Below are 21,155 nucleotides of genomic sequence, written 5' to 3'. Positions count from 1 at the left end.
GGATTGACACGTACGTTCTTTACATGATCTTGTTCAAGTAAAGCATATATTCACCGCGGTTCAGCGGGTTGACTTGTCGCCGTTTATTCACAGGGACGGTGGCTTGCACCTTCACGTAGCCTCCTGGTTTAACGGAGAGCATGCCCTCACCGCTTGTCAGGGAATGGACTTCGGCTTTCAGCAAGTCGGTTGTCCGCACGGGGATGGTACCATGAACGTGGACAGCATGGTTGTGGAATGTCGGTTCCTGATAGGTCCCTTCCAGTGCCGCCAACTTGGACAATACTTTGCTTAGGCTGATTTCAGGCAGAATGAATTGGATGACATTGATAGGCTCGTATACTTCCGTTCCGGCTTTGCCCAGCGCAGCCATGAGGACGAGTGGGGTCAGGCTGCGAAAATCCTTTGCCGTCGAAACCGGACTTGCGTAACCGGTATGCGTCAGCGTCACGATAATATCGGTCACGGTCCATCCATACAAACCTTCCTGCAGCACCTCAATCACCGTGTCTTTAATCGCTTTCTGAAAGGATAAGGGGAGGGAGCCCAGTTCCACTTCCAGACGATACTGAATTCCGGTTCCTCTCTCGCCAGGCTCAACCCGTAAGCCAACCGTTGCATAAAATGGACACTCGCCAATATACTCAACAGCTTCTCCGGTAGTTACAGGCTTCTCGATACAAATGACCCGCGGAGCAGAAAATACAGCTTCGATGCCGTGTTGCTGCTGGATCGTTTCCAGCAGAATTTCTTGCTGGACTTTGCCGAATACGTGGATGATGTTTTCTTTGGTTTTCATATCCTGGATATATTGCAGGAATGGATCCTCTTCGGTGAGATCGCTTAAGGCGGTGTGAAGCTGATGCTCCTCCGCTGGATTCTTGGCCGAAACCTGGACTTGAATCGGCGGCTTCTGAAAGTGGACCCTCTTCATCCTGTCGGAAACAGCACCGATGACGTCGCCCACCTTGAGTTCATCGGTCATGAGAATCGCAATGTCTCCGGCATCGATCTGATTCACCGGTATGGATTTGCCGTGGTGCAGAGCATGTAGGTGTTTTACCTTGAACATGGTGATGTTGCCATTCTGCGTTATCACCGTAATCTCATCTCGCGCCTGGATACTGCCGGCGAACAGCCGGAGGTATACGTTCCGTTCTCCGTTCGGAAATTTGATTACTTTGAACACCAGGCCGGATAACGATTCATGCTGAAGCTCCGAGGCGTTATTAACAGGGAAATATTCGCTAAGCGCATGAAGCAGCGGCTCGATGCCGATCCCTTTGGCTGCTGATCCTGCAAATAGAGGGTAAGCTTTACCTTGCCGGGTTTGCCTGCGTAATTCTCCCAGCAGCCGCTCGCGTGATATGGGAATATCCTGGACATAGTCGTTCAGCAGATCGTCATTGGACAGAGCCAACATTTCGACCCACCCGGCGTTATGGGGATCGGCCACGTCTACCCGAACGGTTGCGCTGCCCTCATGAGTTACAGAGCTCATCTCGCAAATATGTTCATCCAGCAGATTCCGTATCATGGTAAAGACATTATGGTAATTCGCGCCCATTCGATCGATCTTGTTCATGAATAGAAGGGTGGGAATCCGTTGTTCTTTCAGCGTTTGCATGAGCACCCGCGTCTGGGCCTGTACGCCCTCAACCGCGGAAATCACCAGAATGACGCCATCCAGCACACTCAGTGAATGCTCGACCTCCGAGATGAAATCGGCATGTCCCGGCGTATCGATCAGATTGATTTTTAGATCGCCCAGCATGAAGGATACTGCAGCGGATTTTATCGTGATGCCCCGTCTTCGCTCAATCTCCAGCGAATCCGTGATGGTATTGCCTTGGTCAACGGAGCCTGCTTGGTCAATAATGCCGGATCTGAACAGGATTTGCTCCGTTAGTGTGGTTTTACCGGCATCAACATGGGCCAAAACTCCAATATTCAATATGTTCTTCATATATCATAACCCTCATTCGTTTCATAGTTAGTTGTCCTTTCCGTTGGAAGTTATGGTTCAATTGCCGCATGTATATCGCCTCCGTGTGAAATAAAAGTTACTTCCAGTTTATCCATTGAGAGCTGATCGGAATATGTAATAAATACTTATAATCGTTCATTATCTTGCTCTAAATCTGGTAACGTGCAGCGTCTTATTTGAATTTACATATTTAATACCGTGAAAAATGGTCGGCATTGGATTAGGATAAAGGCATACACCATATATTGAAGGAGTCTTGCATTTGATAACACTTCATGCCATAGATAAGGACAATTGGGAGGATTGCATCCGTCTTAAACCAAGACCTGAACAGGAGAAGTGGATTGCCCCCAATCTATACTCGATAGCGGAAGCTCAATTCATGGAGGGCTTCAAAACGCGTGCGATCTACCATGATGAAGAGATGATCGGATTTGTGATGTATGGCCTGCACCCGCACGATGATAACTACTGGATCTACCGGTTTATGATCGACGGCAAGTTTCAGGGACTGCATTATGCCAAACCTGCGATTCGTCTGGTTCTCGAGGAGATTCGGAACTCGCCGGATACAACAGACGATGTTATGCTCTGTTATAAATCCGAGAATGTACATGCAAAAAGGCTATATTCCCAAATCGGGTTTAAAGAAGCCGGGATTGCCCCTTGGGGAGACGTGATGGCTAAATATCGTTTTATATGATTAGCGTAGGGAGGGAACGGCAATTCGAATATTAGCGATTAGCGACATTCATGGCTGCTACGATGAGTTCAATCAGTTACTGTATGATGTGCAGTACAATCCCGCTAAGGACAAGCTGATCTTGCTCGGGGATTATGTGGATCGCGGATTCAAAAGCAGGGAAGTCATTGAACAAGTGATGAAACTGCGGGATGAAGGTGCCATCACTCTTCGCGGAAATCATGACCAGATGATGCTGGATGCCATTTTGTTTGATACGGATGAAGCGAACTCGCGCTGGATTCGCAATGGAGCTCGGCATACGATTGAAAGCTACTGCGGCGCCGATTTTTTTGAGGGTGAAATGGATCGTGCCAGATATAACGAAGGAAAAGCCTATATTAAAAAACAGTTTGAGCATCATCTATCCTTTCTTGATACGCTGGCTCTCTTCTATGAAACAGACACTCACATCTTCGTGCATGCAGGGATCAATCCGGGTGTTGAAGACTGGAAGTTGCAGCCTCAGCATGATTTCATCTGGATACGGGAACCATTCTTCAATTATCCTACAGGCATCAACAAAACCGTGGTGTTCGGGCATACGCCAGCGGTCAACCTGCATGACTCGGAGCAGATTTGGTTCTGTGGAGAAGGGGACAAAATCGGTATCGATGGAGCGTGCGTGTACGGTAAACAGCTGAACTGTCTGGAAATCACGGAAGAGCAGGAATACCGAACCCATTCTGTTCGGTTCATACACCATGATGTGAACGCAAAGGCAGAGCAATGAATGAACGAACACCTACTTTTAATAGGAGGATCTATCCATGTTAATGATGAATGAAAAGATAAAAGCACGCGAAGTAGAGCTGACCGGCTTAAACGGCGAAGATCTGGGAGTCGTCTCCAGGGATGAGGCGCTTGCGCTGGCGAAAAGTCACAAAGCCGATTTGGTGTGTACCTCGCTATTCAGCAGTCCCCCGCCATGCAAACTCGTAAGCCGGGGGCAGGCGAAGCAGGAGGCCGTGAAAGAGAAGAAGGGTCAGCAAGCTTCAGCCGGTCCGATGAAAGTAAAGGAATTCCGCTTGTCCGTACATATCGAAGAGCATGATTATGACACCAAGCTGTCGCAAATGCATAAGCTGCTGGCAGCGGGCAAAGCCGTCCAGCCCGTTATTCGCATTCAAGGCAAGGAGGGCGAAGCCGCCCGCAAACTGCTGGAGCGACTCGTGCAAGATCTGGCTGAGGTAGGCAAGAAGGAGACGGGCATACAAGTCAGCGGCAAGCAGGCTACGGTGAAGCTGCTGCCCATCTAATCGAACGGGACAAATTTTTCATTGCATCGGAGTTTCATTGTAGTTGACGTTTTACGGTTTACTTTTTATTTTTTTGATGATACTATGGATCAAATTGTAAACGCCATGAAGAGAAGAGTAGATGAGCAGGAATCCCTACAGAGAGCTCCGGTAAGCTGAAAAGGAGTTGGAAGCCATTCATTGAACCAAGCCTCTGAGCGGCGCATCGGAACTTATGGATAAGGGATGGTGCGACAGGAGCTCCTGTTATAGAGCTAGGGTATAAGCGATCGCGTGATGGCCGTACCTGATAAGGCTGGTATCGTGAGATATCGGCGAATAGGGGTGGCACCGCGAAACCAATCTCGTCCCCAAGACTTATGTCTTGGAGACGGGATTTTTTTGGTTTTGACGGAAATAAGACAGATCAAACAACTTAAGGGAGGAGTCAGGTATGAGCGACGACAAGAACAAAGGAGAAGAAACGGTGGATTTCTTGACCAAGATGATCAAGGAGGATGTAGAGAACAGCGTGTATAACAGGCCGGTGGCTACGCGATTTCCGCCGGAGCCTAACGGCTATCTGCACATCGGCAGCGCCTATGCGATTTACATCAATCATTCCATCGCCAGCCGGTTTCATGGAACATTCAATCTTCGGTTCGACGATACGAACCCACTGAAGGAAGATATCAAATATGTGCACGCGATTCAGGAGGATATCGAGTGGCTTGGACTTAAGCCGAACGTTTATTTCGGTTCGGATTATGCGGATCAAATCGCTGAAGCGGCCAGGAAACTCATTGCCAAAGGGAAGGCTTATGTCTGCGATCTCACACCCGAACAAATGACGGAATACCGTGGAACACTGACCGAAGCCGGCATCAACAGCCCGTTTCGGGAGCGCAGCATTGAGGAGAATATGGCGTTATTTGAGCAAATGATCGCAGGAGCATTCCATACGTCGGAAAAAGTACTTCGAGCCAAAATCGATATGTCGTCCCCCAACATGAATCTGAGAGATCCCGTCCTGTATCGTATCATTCATGCAGAGCATTACCGGACAGGAACAACGTGGTGTGTATATCCGATGTATGATTTCGCCCACCCGATCCAGGACTGGATCGAAGGAATTACCCATTCGCTATGCTCAGCCGAATTTAAAGATCATCGACCGTTATACGAGTGGGTACTTACGGAGTTGGAGGTGACGGAGCCTCCGAAGCAGCGGGAATTCGGAAGATTGAATATCTCGGGATACGTAACGAGCAAGCGATACCTGAGGGAATTGGTGGAGGGAGGTTTTGTCGACGGATGGGATGACCCCAGACTGCCAACGTTGAAAGGATTACGGCGGCGAGGCGTGTCACCTGAGGGCATCCGGCGTTTTCTGGGAGAACTCGGGGCGTCTCGCGGCAACAGCCTGGTGGACTTGGGCATGCTCGACCATTATATCCGTCAAGACTTGAAGGAACGGTGTTATAACACGATGGCCGTCATGAAGCCGCTGAAAGTGATCATCACGAATTTTTCAGAAGATTGCACCGAGATGCTTGCCATACCGAATCATGAAAATGATGAAACGTTGGGTGAGCGGGAGGTTCCTTTTTCACGGGAGTTGTACATCGAGCAAGAGGACTTTATGGAGGAGCCCGTTCCTGGATTTCACCGGTTATCTCCTGGCAAGGAAGTGCGCCTGAAAGGAGCCTACTTCATCAAATGCGAACATGTCGTGAAAGATCCAGCCACGGGGGACATCATGGAGATCCACTGCACGTATGATCCATTAACGAAGAGCGGGAGCGGATTTAATGAGCGGAAGGTGAAAGCAACGCTGCATTGGGTGTCTGCGAAGCACGGGATCCCGGCGGAACTTCATTTGTATGATAAGCTGCTGAAGGACTCGGCCGAGTTATCTGAATCGGACAACATATGGGAGGAGCTCATGAATCCCGATTCATTGATTCGGGTCGAAAACGCCATTTTGGAGCCTTCCATGCAGACAGCGACGATGAACCGAACGTACCAATTCATCAGACACGGCTATTTCTGCGTGGATTCCAAGTATACGACAGAACACAGTCTGGTGTTCAACCGTATCGTTCCTTTGAAGGATTCATGGAAAAAGCCTATTCGAAATTAAAATATAATTCCTACAACCGAAGCGGTTATATAAGCGTTGAGTGTAGGAGTTTCAGCCAACACCAAAGAGCCGGCAGCAAGATAGCTGCCGGCTTTTTGTGCTCGTAGTAAATTATCAGCATTTTTACCCTATATATTCAGCGTTAACGCGTCCAATGGTCCGGTCGAGATAAGGATGAAGGCAGTTTGGTGCCGGCGTCTCCTTTCGCCGCGTTAACCTGGAATTGAGTAAGGAAGAGGCTGGTCGCCAGATTGGCTCCCCTCAGGTCTGCGTCCCTGAAATCGGCACCGATTAGATCGGCAGCCCGCAGATCAGCTCCTCTGAGGTCCGCGGCAATGAGATAAGCTCCTCTCAGATTGGCGTATCTTAGGTCTGCTCCTTTAAGTTTTGCTCCCATCAGATCAGCACCGCGCCCCCCGATCTTTTGACGCACGGGCGGTCCTTTATGCTTCTTACGGGCATCATCCCGCACAAGCTCACTGGTTCGAAGGAGCAGCTGATTCACGTCTGCCCGATGAGCTGCAACATCCAGCCTTAACAAGGATTCGGGAGGAAGCTGTGTCATCCGCCGCGTCTCTTTTAGCGATAATCTCAGATCAGTATGAATGTCTTGAGCCGGTTGCAAAGCCAGGGCTTCGTTCAGATACCATAACAGCTCGTGAAGCTGTCGCATGATGGGGAATACGTCAAACATTTCTTTTGCCATCTCAGGAGCCTGCCGCCAGTCGCGACCGTTATAAGTACCCTGTGAAACCATTTGGCCTGCTCCGAAGCAGTCGAATACGGTGCAGCCTCTCATACCTCGCTGTCTCAAGCTGCTGTGCACGCCGCAGCGGAAGTCGGTTTGTAGGTGGTTACAAGGGGTTCCACCGTCTTTGTCCATGGCAAAATCCGTTGAAGCGGCGAAGGGTAAGGCAACGCAGCATAATCCAAAGCAGCGTTCGCAATCCGCTTGTAATTCTAATCCGCCCTGTTCATCGGGGACTTGTTCTTGTTTGTCTAGCATAACGTTAGAGGAGCTCCTTCCAAGTCGGTGTTACGTCAATAAAGTGACATCTAGTTATATTTTAAAACAAAATGATCATAGAGTCATAGATGCAATCTTGGTTTAAATGGTTTTATACCTTGTGAAGGGATTAAAATCAGAAGCCCCAGATGCTATAATGCACCAAAAGCAAATTACCAAACGATCATTTCTCGTTTCACAGAAGGGTATTATCCCATCATGGATCATCGCCCCTCCACGCTAACCGCTTGTTATTGGTTCGGCTGTAAGCGACATGGGCATCCTGAATACGTATAAGTCACGGCATCGTGACAAACTCTTAAGCTGCCAAGGAATTTCCGGCAGCTTTTTTGTATGTTACATGCCATGCCAACCGATAGTATATAATGAAATTCGTGTCTTTGGTCATCGCTTTATTTGGAATTTCCTTCATTTCAGGACATATGTCCTTTCCTGAGTTTGGGGAATTCACTTTTAATAGTATACAGACCTATAGAAGAAGGAGTATGTATCGTGAGAGGAATCTTATTTGCATTCATTGGCGGTGCCTGCATTACGCTGCAAGGGGTGGCCAATGCCCGGATTAGCCAGGATATGGGCACATGGCAAGCCGCTACGGTTACGCAGTTGACCGGATTTATAATGGCACTCATTATTCTTCTGTTCGTCCGCGACGGAAGCAGGCAAGGATTTGGACAAGTGAAGCCGCTGTATCTGATCGGTGGAGCCTTGGGGGCACCCATTATATTCAGTGAGGTGACAGCGATTCAGAATATCGGCGTCACATTAACGATATCCGCATTGTTGATCGCCCAGTTATTCTTGACGTTCCTGATTGACAGCAACGGATGGTTCGGCGTGGTGAAGAAGAGGATGAGCTTGCCTCAATTCATTGGGATCGGGATGATGATCGCCGGTGTCGTGATAATCAAATTATGATATGGAAGCAAGTGATCCATTAGATGAAATGTCGGGAAAGGAGAGAGAGACGTGAAGGAAATTCATAATGCGGAGCTCATGCAGCATTTTTTGCTGAGCAACCAGATCCAGTCCGTATTTCACGATGATTTAATGCCATATCTGGTGTTATATCACTTCGATCAGGGCGACATCGTCTGCACGCAAGGCGAGCCAGCCGAGATGCTGTATATCCTGGTTCAAGGGAAGATTAAAATCTTCACGACCTCTGCAGAAGGCAAGGCGCTTGTTCTATCTTTCAAAACACCGCTTGAGGTGATCGGAGATATTGAATACATTCAAGGCAATCCGTTGATCAATACGGTACAGGCCGTATCATCTGTCTATATGATCGGCGTGCATTATCGCTGGCTTCGCAAATACGGACAGGAGCATCCGCCGCTGCTGCAATTTTTGCTCCGGATCATTACGCGGAAGTTTTATATTAAATCCAATTTCTTGAGTTTCAATTTGCTGCATCCTGTCGAGGTGCGACTGGCCAGCTATCTATTATCCGTTTCTGACGAAGAGTCAGGCACGTTCGCTGCAAACGATCCGGCCGCTTACAATCTGACGGATATCGCGAATCTGCTCGGCACCAGCTACCGGCATTTAAACCGGGTGATTCTGAAGTTCAGTCAAGAAGGGCTGATCGAGCGCCGCAAGGGGTTCATTCTGATTAAGGATCGGGAAGCGTTGACGAGTGTGGCGGGAGGCAACATCTACGAAGAATGACGCTTAGTGAGAATGAAACATGAAGTAAGGAGATGGAACATGTTAGCAGGATTGGTATTGGCACTAATTGCAGGATCATTGGTTAGTTTGCAGAACATATTCAATAATAGAGTGAATGAGAAAACAGGCTCCTGGTCTACAACGACGTTGGTGTTAGGCATGGGCTTCGTCGCTTCGTTTGGCATGAGTCTTGTTGTAGAAGGCAAAGGGACGTTTTCCCTTCATAACATGGAGCCTTGGTACTGGATTAGCGGGTTGATTGGGGTCGGCGTGGTGATTTGCCTGGTGCAGGCGACAAGGCTGCTGGGTGCCACCTTCGCCATTTCGATTGTCATGACCTCGCAGCTCGGTTTTGCACTATTGTGGGACTCCTTGGGATGGTTAGGGTTAGAGAAGGTTCCGTTTACCATGAATCAGCTGATCGGTGTACTTGTCATTGTTGGCGGGATTCTGGTATTTAAATTAGGCGGGAAACGGGAACAACAAGAGACGGCTTAGCGTTAAGCTTATCTGATGAGGGGAGGAATCCAAATGATAACGGAGATTGACAAAATCGCCTGGATCAACATCGCGAATGGACGCATATTGGGCGCTCGTTCCAAAGGAAAGGATACGTACTACTTGCCGGGAGGAAAGCGAGAACCCGGGGAATCCGATATCGACACACTGGTGCGGGAAATCAAGGAGGAACTATCCGTTCGTATCAAACCGGAGACCGCGGCGCATGCTGGCAGCTTCCGCGCTGGCGCTCACGGCAAATCGGAGGGCGTTAGAGTAACGATGTCCTGTTACACGGCGGAGTATGAAGGAGAGCTAAGCCCGGCTTCGGAAATTGATGAATTGGCTTGGTTAGCGTACAAGGATCGGGAGCGGGTCTCTGAGGTCTGCCAGATGATCTTCGATCATCTGCATGAATTGAAGAAGCTGGCTGACTAAGTCCTGTTGGAGAAGCAGCCTGCATCCAGGATGCAGAATTTAATGAGTGAGTATATTCAATGTCCAGACTGGTCCAACGGAAGGATAAATCAACACATCCATGCATCAAAAAAGACGCTCCTGCGGGAGCGTCTTTTCATATGTGGAACGAATGTTCGTTTTGTGGGTCATCTAAATTGAATCGGACGATATTCGGCTTTCATATTATTAGTATAGCTCAGCGCTTAATATAAGTCTATATTTTGCCAGGGAAATGTTTTATAGTTTGTAATACCCGGCCGGGGGACGTGGTATATCGCATTTTTTAACTTGTGCTGTTCGGATAGAAAGAGGGAGTCCTGTGCAAATACGATTATGGAATAATAACTTAAAGGTTCGATTATTGGGTGAAGCGCTGTTCAATATGCTGTTTTGGATGTACTTTCCCTTCATAACGGTTTATTTCGGAGCAGCTTTAGGCAATCATATCGCGGGAATCCTCATGACGGTTCCTCCCATATTCAGCATCATCGGCAGCTTGCTCGGCGGCGCATTAGCCGATCGGCTGGGACGCCGCCCCATCATGCTGCTTGGCGCCTCGCTGCAGACGGTCATGTTTGCGCTGTTCGCGCTGTCGCCTTCGCACTGGATCGATTATGCCGCTTTTATCGGCATCGGATTCGGGGGCGCCATCTATAGGCCTGCCAGCTCCGCGATGGTAGCCGATCTGGTCCCGGTTGAAGAACGACGGCAGGTATTTGCAACGTTCATGACGGCGAACAACTTGGGAGCCGTGCTTGGTCCGGCGCTTGGGGCCATTTTCTTTTTCCAGTATCGGCAGGAGCTTCTGTGGTCTTGTTCCTTCGTCTTGCTGATCTATTTTATCGCGATTTTCTTCATCGTTCAGGAAACCCTGCCGGCGCCTGCAAAACGCACGAAGCCGACAGGTTCGATTCTTCAGGTATTCAATGAACAGTGGAAGGGATATGGCGTCATTTTTCGAGATAAGGTGTTTTTGGTGTACATATTGGCGGGGATTTTTGCTCTTGTGGCCATCATGCAGCTGGATCTGTATTTGGCTGTATATGTGATCGATTATGTACCATCCCAGACGCTGTTCTCCTGGAACGGACATTCGCTTATGCTTTCGAGCACGGAGATATTAGGGTGGGTGCTGGGGCTTAACGGTCTCTTGTTCGTTCTCTTTATTCTTCCGGTCACCAAGTGGTTTCGGGATTGGAAGGAGCGTGACGTCTTCGTAATGTCTTCCCTGTTATCCGGAGTAGGCACTTTTGCACTCGGGCTGAACACAAACATCTGGTTCCTATTCTTCGTAACCATTATTTTCACTTTCGGCGAAATGGTCCGTTCTCCCGTGACGCAAAGTTTTATCAGCCGTTATGCCCCGGAGCATGCAAGAGGACAATATATGGGAGCTGACAGCTTACAGTTTACGATCGGAAGATTTCTGGCACCGGTGACGGTCTTTCTGTCTTCTTGGCTGCAGCCTATGGGTATATTCAGCATTATCTTGCTATCGGCATTAATCAGTGTGGTGCTGTATATCCTGCTATTTCGAATGTATGAAGAAGAAAAAGACGCAGCATAACAGACCTATGATATGGGAGTAGAAATGAGAGCAAGCCCGGTTGAACGCAGCCGCAGGCTTGCTTTCTTTTTTTTAATTTGACGCTGAAACGTGACTGAAGTCTTTAAAGGAATAAATTTGAAATTCATATTTACAAACCGCTGGTCGGTATATATAATATAGCTACAAATATACGGAGGGTTGGTGAAGGTCATGATTCCGTTTATAGCCATGTTGGTTTCGCTTCTTTTGTTTCGGACGCTCGGCTTTGCAGGCTGGGAGTATATGAATGACTGGGTCATCTCACTCAGATTTGCGGTTGCGGTGCTGTTTCTGCTAACGGCTTCTGCCCACTGGGGAAAACGAAGACCCGACTTAATCGCCATGATCCCGCCAGGAATGCCGAAGGCTGCGCTCATGGTTACCATCACCGGGGTGCTGGAGCTTGCAGGCGCGATGCTCATCCTTATTCCGGCTACCGCAGCTTTGGCCTCTGCCGGTCTGGCGCTGATGCTGATCGCCATGTTTCCCGCCAATGTATACGCTGCGAATCACCATTTGTCACTTGGCGGTAAGCCGGTCACTCCAATCGTACCGAGAACGCTTCTCCAAATCGTGTTTCTGGCAGCGGTTCTCATGGCGGGCTTGCTTCCACCTCAAGGGTAACCAACTTATCATTAAGGAGGAGTTAAATAAGTGAAGCAGGAAGAAAGGCGAGAGCAAACCAAGCGAATACTGCTTGAAGCCACGGAAGACCTGATTAGGGAGCAAGGCTGCAGCCAAACCACCCTTAATGACATCATGAAGCGTTCCGGTTTGTCTAAAGGCGCCATATTTCATTATGTTTCAAGTAAGGATGAGCTGTTTGTGCACGTATTACGTGCTAAGCTTGCCGAGCAGAACGAGCAGTTCATGAGCGAAGTGAACAAGCAAGGGGACATCAAACAGTTTGACGGACCGATGAATACGATTATCAACAGCATGTCGAGACTGGAAAGTCGTGATGATGTCAGCAACCTGATCTTCATGTACCTGATTGGCAAAAGCGATCAGCCCGAAATCGCCGACATTGTGGCTGGCTTCTATAGGGAAGCGACAGCCACTTCGAAGCAATGGATTGTCACAGGCCAGGAAGCAGGGGTTATACCGGAATCCATCGATGCGGAACGCACCGCCGAGCTGTTCGAGCTGTTGTCGTTCGGACTGCGGATGCGGGGGCTTATCGGCGTAAATAGTCATATATTCACCACGAAGGATTATACGGATTTCATCATCGATATTCTCCGACCCGGGAACGGGGAAGAGGGGAAGGATGGCCTATGACGCTGTGGTTATTTCTGCACATCGCCGGATGCGTATTATTTCTTGGCAATATCATTACGGCGGCATTCTGGAAAATAAGAGCTGACCTGAAAGGGGATCCGGCCGAAGTTCATAATACGGTTAAGAATGTTTTGTTAGCCGATATGGTATTTACCCTGCCGGGTTTGCTGCTAATTATCATTTCAGGCGTTATGATGGCTGTTCAAGCCGGATATGCAATGGGCGGAATGAACTGGCTGATGGCCTCATTGATTCTGTTTGGCGTTACGGGGATCCTGTGGGCAGGTTTTTTGATTCCGCTGCAAAAAGGGATGATTCGGCATAGCATGCAATCCATTAGGGATGGGGTCATATCCGCCGGTTATAAAAGAGCTTCGACGTATTGGGCGGTAGGCGGGACAATAGCCACGCTGCTACCGATTGTTATTTTATACTTTATGGTCAGTAAACCATTTTGAAGTGAAGAGAACGATCTGATTGCCTAACGTGATCAGGTCGTTTTTTTTAATTTGCGTTCATCCGACAATGGAACACAGGGGTGAGATGTGCCATTCCTACCCGCCAGCAGGTGCATATTTGACCATCCTCTGCATACAGTTAGGCGAGAAAGCTCTGAATAAGGGAGGATGCCCAAATGTCCGTTAATGATCAGCATTTGGCACAAATCGCTAAGGCCTATCTGCCAAGCGGTGCTGAACTTGTACGAATCGTTAAACCTGCAGAACATCCTGCAGTTATCGCAGCCGACGTAACGGGAGATCACATACCGGAGATTGCTGGTGTGTCCCGATTCAATGAAGCACTATACTTATTTGTGCTGCAGTACCGCAACGGCGGATATGAGGTCGTAGCCAATGTCTTGGGGCAGGGATATGCGGTTCATTTATTGACCGCGGCCCCGGTGTTGAACCCTCATATGAATCAATTGATTGTGGGATGGCAGCTCGGTTCCATCTGGTCAAAATTGTCGATATACGCTTGGACACCAGAGGGCCTCCAAGATATCGCACCTGCCGATATATATTACAGTTATATCGAAATTGCCGATATGCCAGGTGCTTCGGGTCCTGATGGTCAGGCTGAAATTGCGCTTTGGATCCACGATACAGGCGAAGCTTATCGAGTCGAGGTCGTCAGGTGGAGCCAAGGGGCCTTAGTCACTGCACCGGATGTATACCCCTACTATTATCCTGTCGTTGTTAGGTACTACGAGAGACTGACGCAAGAACATCCGGATTACTCTTATTATTGGTATTACCTGGCGGAGGCACAGTATCGGGCCGGAATGCCGGAAGCGGCCCTTGTGTCGGTCCGCAAAGCACTTACGTTCGCAGAACCCTACCCGGCGCGTGAAACGCTGCTTGAACTTGAGAAACGGATCAAGGAGATGCTGGCAAGCAGAGGGCAGTCTCAGCAGCATGTCGGGTTATTTCCGGCATCCGTGAAGACGACGAACGGAACGAAGTGGGGATACATTGACCGCAGCGGAAATATGGTCATTGAGCCGATGTACGATGATGCACAGGATTTTCAGGACAATGGTCTCGCGATCGTAGGCGTGAAGGGGAAGTATGGCCTCATCGACAGGTCTGACCGTTTTGTAGTGAAGCCTATATATCAGTTCATCAGCCCGTTCTCGGAGCATCGAGCGACCGTGATCGATGAACAAGGTTTTAAGATGATTAACGAACAAGGAGTAGTTCTGACACGACGAGGTTATCCGTATATCGCAGAACTTAAAGAAGGAAGAGCGGTTTATTATGTAGCCGATAATGGCAGTGGCGATAGCGCGAACAGCAGATACGGCTATTTAGATTCCGCAGGCCAAGTGGTAATCCCGGCGCAATATGAGGAAGCGAATGATTTTGTCGATGGCAGAGCTGTTGTGAAAATCCAAGACCGTCATTACGCGCTCATTGATCTCCATGGCCGCCGATTGGCCAATTATCCATTCGCCTACGTCGGACCGCCCGGCGATGGCTTGCTTGCTTATCAGAAGGATAGCACTGGCAAATACGGCTATATCGACGAGCAGGGGAACATCGTCATTCCGCCGACCTATACTTCGGCATTTCCTTTTCATCATGACAGAGCCATCGTCAACACGGCTGAAGATTACAAGTCGAAGTATGGCGTCATTAATAAACAGGGCGAGTGGGTCATCCAACCGGAATATAACGATATTCGGGATTTGAATGAAGACCGGTTTGCGCTTGGACGTGCGATCGATCCTGCACAGCCGTATATCGGCTCGATCTATGCCATTTCAGATTGGGATGGAAAGAGGTTATCCGATTTTGTATATCGTGAAGTATCGGAATACAAGCACGGATTGGCATCCGTTTATGATGCACAGCAGACGTATTTTATTGATCGAACCGGCAGACCGGCGCCGGAGTATCCTCAAGTAAACGGCAGCGGTTCGCTCACGCTCGAACCAGGCGGGCTAATTAAGGCATTGGTCGATCAGCGGCTGTCTTACCTAGACCGGTCGGGTCACGTCATCTGGAAGCAGAACACGGTGATTCCGCTGCAGCCACCTTATAAGGTAATGGAAGAAAAGTACAAACCCAATCCGGATTACTTGGTCTACTATCCACAGATCGAAGGTATGAGGGATCAGGCAGCTCAGCAAACAATGAATACGAAGCTTAAAGAAATGTCACAGTTGAATTTCATTCCTGAGAATCAACAGCTTGATTACACGTATACAGGCGATTTTGACGTCATTTTCTACAAGCAGAAGCTCCTCGAACTAGAGTTGAACGGTTATAACTATCCCTTCGGTGCCGCACACGGCATGCCAACCAGAGTTTACGCCGTGATCAACCTGGAGAACGGCAGGATGTATGAATTGAAGGACTTGTTTAAGCCTGGCATCGATTATGTGAAGGAGCTTAGCCGTATCGTTGGCAAGCAGATACAAGAGGATCCGCAGTATTCGTACGTATTCCCGGATAGCTACAAGGGAATTGCAGCAAACCAGCCCTTCTATGTAACCGAGGACGCGTTGCATCTGGTGTTTGCACCGTATGAGATCGCTCCTTACGCAGCGGGTTTTCCGACATTCACTATTCCTTTCGTTGAGATCAAGGACATGATCAATACGGAGAGTGAATTTTGGAGGGCGTTTCATTCCTGAGCTTTCATTTCGGGAATAAAAGCCATACCTAACCTTTCCATATTTCCAAACAAGGATTAGAATAGATGAAAACTCTCCTTACATACGCAGCTGGGCTAGGAGGTATGGTTATGGCAGATGGTGATACAGGCAAAAAAGATTTCGTTATCACATGCGCTGAGGATTGCGGGAACGCACCGAAGAAGGAGCTGCTTAAGAAACTCCACATCGCTATGGCTGGCATGGACGCACAATTTATGAATGAGAATTTCACGGATGGGATTCAGCTGAATTACGTTGGGGAAAGAATCGTTCAAGGGAAGGATCGAGTGATTGAATCGTTATGTCAGGTGAAGTATGGCAAGACAGTCGAACTGCATATTCATCATCTGATAACACATGGCAGTACCGGTGCAGCGGAAGGGATTCTTGTATTCGATGACCTGAAGCGCCTGGCATATTGTAACGTGTACCGGTTCAGCAGCGGGAAAGCTGCCAAAATTAAGGAGATCACTTCCTATACAATCCCATTGCCTGAATGATTACGTCGTAGAAAGGACCTTAATTTGTGGTAACTTTTTTTCTTCTTATTATTTATTTAGCCTTTATTAGTTTAGGGCTTCCTGACTCCTTGCTTGGGGTCGCCTGGCCGGCCATGCAGCCGGAGATCGGCGCTGCCTTCGAATCCGCAGGGCTGCTTTCAATGGTCGTAACCGGAGGCACGATTGTATCCAGCTTGGTCAGCGGAAGTTTGATTGAACGCTTCGGGACGGGTATCGTTACGTTTGTCAGCTGTTTGTTGACGGCGAGCGCGCTCCTCGGCTTTTCGTTTGCGCCATCGCTGTTCTGGCTGATTTTGCTCGCGATTCCGCTTGGATTAGGCGCAGGGGCAGTCGATTCGGGGTTGAACAATTACGTGGCGAACCATTATAAGGCCCATCATATGAGCTGGCTGCACTGTTTCTGGGGCGTAGGCGCAACGTTAGGACCCATCATCATGTCCTATTCGATGGGGACCAACGATGCATGGAGAGACGGATATTATACCGTATCGATGCTGCAATTCGTGCTGGTTTTCATCCTGCTCCTCACGCTTCCGCTCTGGAGGATCGTGGCGGGCAAGCATCAGCCCCAAGGCATGGAGGAACTTCATACGAGAAACGAATCAACGAGCGGTGATGAAGCTGCTGCTCGCAAACAAGGAAACCCGCTTCAAATTAAAGGGGTTAAGTTTACTTTGATGGCCTTCTTGTTCTACTGCGGAGCGGAAATGACCGTCGGTTTATGGGGAGCGAGCTTTCTGGTCGGGACCAGAGATTTACCGTTAGAAACAGCAGCAGTGTGGGTTTCCATGTATTATGGAGGCATCACGGTCGGCCGATTTATTACCGGATTCGTAACGCTGAAGTTCAACAACCTCACGCTTATCCGGGCTGGGCAGATGACGGCCATTGCAGGGGCCATCCTGTTATTGCTGCCGCTGCATCCCTATTTGTCCCTAATCGGGTTGGTTGTCATCGGACTCGGGCTTGCGCCTATATTTCCTTGTTTGCTGCATGAAACGCCGGCCCGCTTCGGCAGAGCCCACTCATCCAGAATTATGGGCTATCAGATGGCTGTAGCCTATACGGGTACCACGATACTGCCTCCGCTGTTTGGCATCGTTGCGGCTCAAATATCGATAGGTTTATTCCCTGTCGTCATTCTATTGTTTGCCGTGATGATGCTGCTGAGCTCCGAGAAAGTTAACCGTATCCTTTATAAAAACGGGAAGAGCGCGGTTTGATTAGAACCGGGCTCTTCTTTTGTCCGGAAATACACGTATACCGTATAAACCTTGCGGGCGCACTATTCTATTTTGGACAAACCTGATACATTATAGGAATACAAAAAAATAGTAGAGTAGAGGTGTTTGACACATATGCTTCATAACCCGACAGGAAAAGAACGCCTCGGATTAGCCTTGCTCCTCAGCTTGCTTGGCATATTAGGACCGTTCAATATCGATATGTATTTGCCGAGCTTTCCCGACATTGCCGATGATTTAAGCGCGCGGGCGACGCTCGTACAGCTTAGCTTGACATCCTGTCTGATCGGCCTTGCGGCTGGCCAAATCATTGTGGGACCGATCAGCGATGCGCAAGGAAGAAGAAGACCGCTGCTCATATCGCTTGTCTTGTTTGCCCTTTCTTCCTTATTCTGTGCATTGGCACCCGATATTACGACCCTTATCATCGCCAGATTCTTGCAGGGATTTACGGCAGCTGCCGGCCTTGTCATCTCGCGCGCCGTAGTAAGGGATGTGTTCAGCGGTCGCGAGCTTACGAAGTTTTTTGCCTTATTATCCGTCATTAATGCGGTTGCCCCCATGGTTGCACCGATGTCCGGTGGAGCCATTTTGCTTATGCCGGGTGCAAGCTGGCATTCGATCTTTTATTTTTTAAGCTTGTTCGGTGCAGTCATCGTATTGATCGTCGCTTTTCGGTTGAAGGAAACCTTGCCGCGGGAGAGAAGAACGCCTAGCTCCCTTACCCATTCTGTGCGTACGATGGGAAGCTTGTTCAAAGATCGATCTTTTATCGGATATACGTTGACAGTAGGCTTTATTCACGGAGGAAGCTTTGCTTACGTTTCGGGGACGCCGTTTGTATACCAAGGAATTTACGGTGTGTCGCCGCAGGTATTTAGCGTGCTGTTCGGAATCAATGGAATCGCCATTATTTCGGGGAGCTTCATCATTGGCCGTTTTGGCGGCATCATCCATGAGCGGAATTTGCTTCGAATCGGGGTCATCGTCTCCGTAAGTGCAACCTTCCTGCTCCTGATCATGACGATGCTCAAAGGGCCTCTCGCGATCATTGTCATCTTGATCTTTATGTATATGGTTACAATCGGCATGGTGGCTACCAGCACATTTACGCTGGCCATGGAGAAACAAGGTCATCGGGCAGGAAGCGCAAGTGCTGTCATTGGTTTGCTGCCCTTGATGCTTGGTTCGATTGTGTCACCGCTGGTCGGTATTGACGAATCCACAGCCGTGCCGATGGGGGCCATATTGTTCTTCACTTCCGTGTTGGGCGCGGCATCGTTCTTCAAATTGACGAAACCACAGGGGAGTCCAGTGGAAAGCTGAAATTGGGATTGGAGAGAGGGCGAAAGCCCTCTTTTTTTTGGAAAACAGCATGAAGAAATATGCAAAATATCCCTCGAATGACATTCCCATCTCCGTGACAAAATGTACTAAGGTGGTGAATGGAAATGCAGATGAAAAGAATTATAATCCACATGCTGTCGCTTGTATTGATCATGATTATGGGCTGCCAGCATCAAAAACCAGCCGAACAGGATTTGCTGCGGGTTAAATCCGAACAAGGGGCCACACATAAGAAAGTCATATTCCTGATGGTCGACTCACTCATGGCACAGGCCATCGATAAGGGCATTTCACAAAAACAGCTGCCCACCATACAGTATTTGATTGAACATGGACAATACCATAAGGATATGGTTAGCTCATTTCCTACGATGTCCGTTACCATTGACAGCACGATGTTAACCGGGAAAAATCCGAATGACCATGGTATACCGGGTCTCCTATGGTATTCGTCCGACGATAAAAAAATGATAAACTACGGTACCGGACCGATGGAAATCCTCAGACAAGGCATCAATCCGGTCCTGACCGATGCATTAATCCATTTGAACGGGAAACATTTAAACTCGAATTCACGAACGATTTATGAAGATTTAGCCCGTGTTGGCTTGAAATCAGGATCGATTAACGGCTTGATATATCGGGGAGCGACCGAGCATACGCTGACGATACCGGATTGGATTCAAGGTCCGACATCACTGCAGAAAAAAATAAAAGTCAAGGGGCCGGATTTTCTAACTTTGGGAGCCTTGTCTAATCCCTTAGAAGGTGCGGAGAATTTGCCTGATAATCTCACCGACCGGATGGGGCTAAACAATAAGTATGCAATAGAAGCTTTGAACTATTTGATTCAAGCGAACAAGCTGCCGGATTTTTTGTATGTTTATTTACCGGATATGGACCAGGAGCTTCACAAGAAGGGTCCGTCTTCGCTTGAAGGAGTCAAAGAGCTGGATCAGCAGCTCCAATCCGTATTGAATTCCTTCGGCTCGCGGGAAAAAGCGTTAAATGAGGCTGTTTTCGTCATCGCCGGGGACAGCGGAATGACACAGCTGCTTCCTGCGAATCAGCGTTCCGTGATTGATATGCCAGCTATGTTGAGAGGCATCTCCGTTCTAAAGCCGGGCGAAGAGGTAAAAGCTGAAACCGAGGTCGCCCTTGCAGTCAATGAAACGATGGCTTATGTATATAATTTCAAACCCAATCGTTCCCTGCGCAGCTTGGCGGAAATCCTGAGCAAGGATGACCGTATTGATTTTGTTGCTTGGAAAGAAAACGAATGGATGCATGTCCTTCAAGGCTCCACTTTGAAAGAACTCCGATATAAGGCCAAAGGTAACCTGATCGATCGCTATAAACAAACGTGGACCGTGAAGCAGGATGCCAAGGTGCTGGACCTTACATTAAATGCCGATCATCGAACCCTGGATTACGGACAATATCCCGATGTGCTGGAGAGGTTGTCCGGTTCGCTGAATTCTCATAAAGGTAAATTTTTGGTCGTGACAGCTAAACCGGGATACGAATTGGCAGACCGAAGTTCACCAACACATGAGGGGGGCGGGGGTCATGGCTCGCTCCGTCGAACCGAGTCGCTTGTCCCGCTTATCATTGTTGGAACTGACGAAAAGCCTGAGTATTTACGAATGGTTGATCTAAAAGCCTATTTACTTGATCTGCTGACAAATCACGTTCAGAAGACAAAATAATTTGCAGAGGCTATACCATCATGTTCAATAACTAGGATAATGTAGTATAGTTTGCTGGATTTTAGGCACCTTTTTCCGATTTTTATGGAAAAGGGTGCCTTTTTCGTAGCGATTTATTTGACTTTTGACGTTATAATATGATGTATCTCTGGCCACAACTCTTCTAGCTGTACAAGATGATCTCAACCTTACAAGAATTTTAATAAAGGAGCTGTAACGAACATGACGACCAATCGAATCATTCATTCCGTTATTTTTTCGCTTAAACATGAGAAAGGCTCAGCGGAGGAGCAGCGTTTCCTGGAGGATGGACGCTCTGCCCTCAGCACGATTCCAACGGTTCAAGACTTTAAGATATTCAAGCAAATCAGTCCTAAAAATACATATGATTTCGGCTTCTCGATGGTGTTTGAGAACGAAGCCGATTATGAAGCCTATAATGAGCACCCGCAGCATGTGGACTTCGTCGAGAACCGCTGGAAGAAGGAAGTCGAACAGTTTTTGGAGATCGATTACAGCGAAGTGTAGAAGATGAAT

At 48.5% G+C, this 21,155-nt stretch carries 20 protein-coding genes and 1 other annotated feature; of the genes, 18 read left to right on the top strand and 2 right to left on the bottom strand.

Annotated features, from left to right (window positions below):
• Positions 1-19: 19 nt before the first annotated feature.
• Entirely contained in the window at positions 20-1,966 is a 1,947-nt protein-coding gene (locus AK95_RS32660; protein WP_071224254.1) for an elongation factor G, read from the bottom strand.
• Positions 1,967-2,249: 283 nt separating this feature from the next.
• Here AK95_RS32660 and AK95_RS32655 point away from each other — a divergent pair, with 283 nt between their 5' ends.
• The 4 genes from AK95_RS32655 (at position 2,250) to AK95_RS32640 (ending at position 6,110) form a co-directional block, all read left to right on the top strand.
• Positions 2,250-2,690 carry a GNAT family N-acetyltransferase gene (locus AK95_RS32655; protein ID WP_071224252.1) on the top strand — a complete coding sequence of 147 codons (441 nt, stop codon included), beginning with the start codon at positions 2,250-2,252 and terminating at the stop codon, positions 2,688-2,690.
• A 22-nt stretch (positions 2,691-2,712) separates the two neighbouring features.
• The gene (locus tag AK95_RS32650) at positions 2,713-3,462 is read left to right on the top strand and encodes a metallophosphoesterase family protein (protein WP_071224250.1); all 750 of its coding nucleotides are present in this window, start codon (positions 2,713-2,715) and stop codon (positions 3,460-3,462) included.
• 37 nt (positions 3,463-3,499) lie between these two features.
• Complete coding sequence (infC, locus tag AK95_RS32645) at positions 3,500-3,988, top strand: translation initiation factor IF-3 (protein WP_071224248.1); 489 nt, start codon at positions 3,500-3,502, stop codon at positions 3,986-3,988.
• 96 nt (positions 3,989-4,084) lie between these two features.
• Positions 4,085-4,343, top strand: a binding site (T-box leader).
• A 78-nt stretch (positions 4,344-4,421) separates the two neighbouring features.
• On the top strand, positions 4,422-6,110 hold the full coding sequence (locus AK95_RS32640; protein WP_071224246.1) for a glutamine--tRNA ligase/YqeY domain fusion protein: 1,689 nt from the start codon (positions 4,422-4,424) through the stop codon (positions 6,108-6,110).
• A gap of 142 nt (positions 6,111-6,252) precedes the next feature.
• On the opposite strand, the gene AK95_RS32635 is transcribed toward AK95_RS32640, so the two are convergent.
• Positions 6,253-7,116 carry a pentapeptide repeat-containing protein gene (locus AK95_RS32635; protein WP_071224244.1) on the bottom strand — a complete coding sequence of 288 codons (864 nt, stop codon included), beginning with the start codon at positions 7,114-7,116 and terminating at the stop codon, positions 6,253-6,255.
• Between the two features lie 513 nt (positions 7,117-7,629).
• Between AK95_RS32635 and AK95_RS32630 the strand changes: the two genes are divergently transcribed.
• The 14 genes from AK95_RS32630 (at position 7,630) to AK95_RS32565 (ending at position 21,146) form a co-directional block, all read left to right on the top strand.
• The gene (locus AK95_RS32630) at positions 7,630-8,055 is read left to right on the top strand and encodes a DMT family transporter (protein WP_071224242.1); all 426 of its coding nucleotides are present in this window, start codon (positions 7,630-7,632) and stop codon (positions 8,053-8,055) included.
• 51 nt (positions 8,056-8,106) lie between these two features.
• Positions 8,107-8,808, top strand: coding sequence for a Crp/Fnr family transcriptional regulator (locus AK95_RS32625; RefSeq protein ID WP_071224240.1), 702 nt, complete (start codon positions 8,107-8,109; stop codon positions 8,806-8,808).
• A 39-nt stretch (positions 8,809-8,847) separates the two neighbouring features.
• Entirely contained in the window at positions 8,848-9,306 is a 459-nt protein-coding gene (locus AK95_RS32620; protein ID WP_071224238.1) for a DMT family transporter, read from the top strand.
• A 33-nt stretch (positions 9,307-9,339) separates the two neighbouring features.
• Positions 9,340-9,744, top strand: coding sequence for an NUDIX hydrolase (locus AK95_RS32615; RefSeq protein ID WP_071224236.1), 405 nt, complete (start codon positions 9,340-9,342; stop codon positions 9,742-9,744).
• Between the two features lie 340 nt (positions 9,745-10,084).
• Positions 10,085-11,332: an MDR family MFS transporter gene (locus AK95_RS32610; protein WP_071224234.1), complete on the top strand. Its 1,248-nt coding sequence runs from the start codon at positions 10,085-10,087 to the stop codon at positions 11,330-11,332.
• Between the two features lie 192 nt (positions 11,333-11,524).
• Positions 11,525-11,977, top strand: coding sequence for a DoxX family protein (locus AK95_RS32605; protein WP_071224232.1), 453 nt, complete (start codon positions 11,525-11,527; stop codon positions 11,975-11,977).
• 30 nt (positions 11,978-12,007) lie between these two features.
• Positions 12,008-12,634, top strand: coding sequence for a TetR/AcrR family transcriptional regulator (locus AK95_RS32600; RefSeq protein WP_071224230.1), 627 nt, complete (start codon positions 12,008-12,010; stop codon positions 12,632-12,634).
• Positions 12,631-13,092: a DUF2269 family protein gene (locus AK95_RS32595; protein ID WP_071224228.1), complete on the top strand. Its 462-nt coding sequence runs from the start codon at positions 12,631-12,633 to the stop codon at positions 13,090-13,092. Before AK95_RS32600 ends, AK95_RS32595 begins: the two co-directional genes overlap by 4 nt.
• Positions 13,093-13,268: 176 nt before the next feature.
• Entirely contained in the window at positions 13,269-15,776 is a 2,508-nt protein-coding gene (locus tag AK95_RS32590) for a WG repeat-containing protein (RefSeq protein ID WP_071224226.1), read from the top strand.
• Positions 15,777-15,886: 110 nt separating this feature from the next.
• Positions 15,887-16,297 carry a hypothetical protein gene (locus tag AK95_RS32585; RefSeq protein WP_071224225.1) on the top strand — a complete coding sequence of 137 codons (411 nt, stop codon included), beginning with the start codon at positions 15,887-15,889 and terminating at the stop codon, positions 16,295-16,297.
• A gap of 26 nt (positions 16,298-16,323) precedes the next feature.
• Positions 16,324-17,541: an MFS transporter gene (locus tag AK95_RS32580; RefSeq protein ID WP_071224224.1), complete on the top strand. Its 1,218-nt coding sequence runs from the start codon at positions 16,324-16,326 to the stop codon at positions 17,539-17,541.
• Positions 17,542-17,676: 135 nt separating this feature from the next.
• Positions 17,677-18,888, top strand: a complete 1,212-nt coding sequence (locus tag AK95_RS32575) for a Bcr/CflA family efflux MFS transporter (RefSeq protein ID WP_071224223.1) — start codon at positions 17,677-17,679, stop codon at positions 18,886-18,888.
• A gap of 125 nt (positions 18,889-19,013) precedes the next feature.
• Entirely contained in the window at positions 19,014-20,618 is a 1,605-nt protein-coding gene (locus tag AK95_RS32570) for an alkaline phosphatase family protein (protein WP_071224221.1), read from the top strand.
• 222 nt (positions 20,619-20,840) lie between these two features.
• Entirely contained in the window at positions 20,841-21,146 is a 306-nt protein-coding gene (locus AK95_RS32565; protein ID WP_071224219.1) for a Dabb family protein, read from the top strand.
• The last annotated feature ends 9 nt before the right edge of the window (positions 21,147-21,155 follow it).

It is taken from the genome of Paenibacillus sp. LC231, assembly GCF_001860525.1.
GTDB lineage: Bacteria > Bacillota > Bacilli > Paenibacillales > Paenibacillaceae > Paenibacillus_AQ.
Note: the sequence above shows the minus strand (reverse complement) of the source record. Positions and strands in the feature narration are given on the sequence as shown.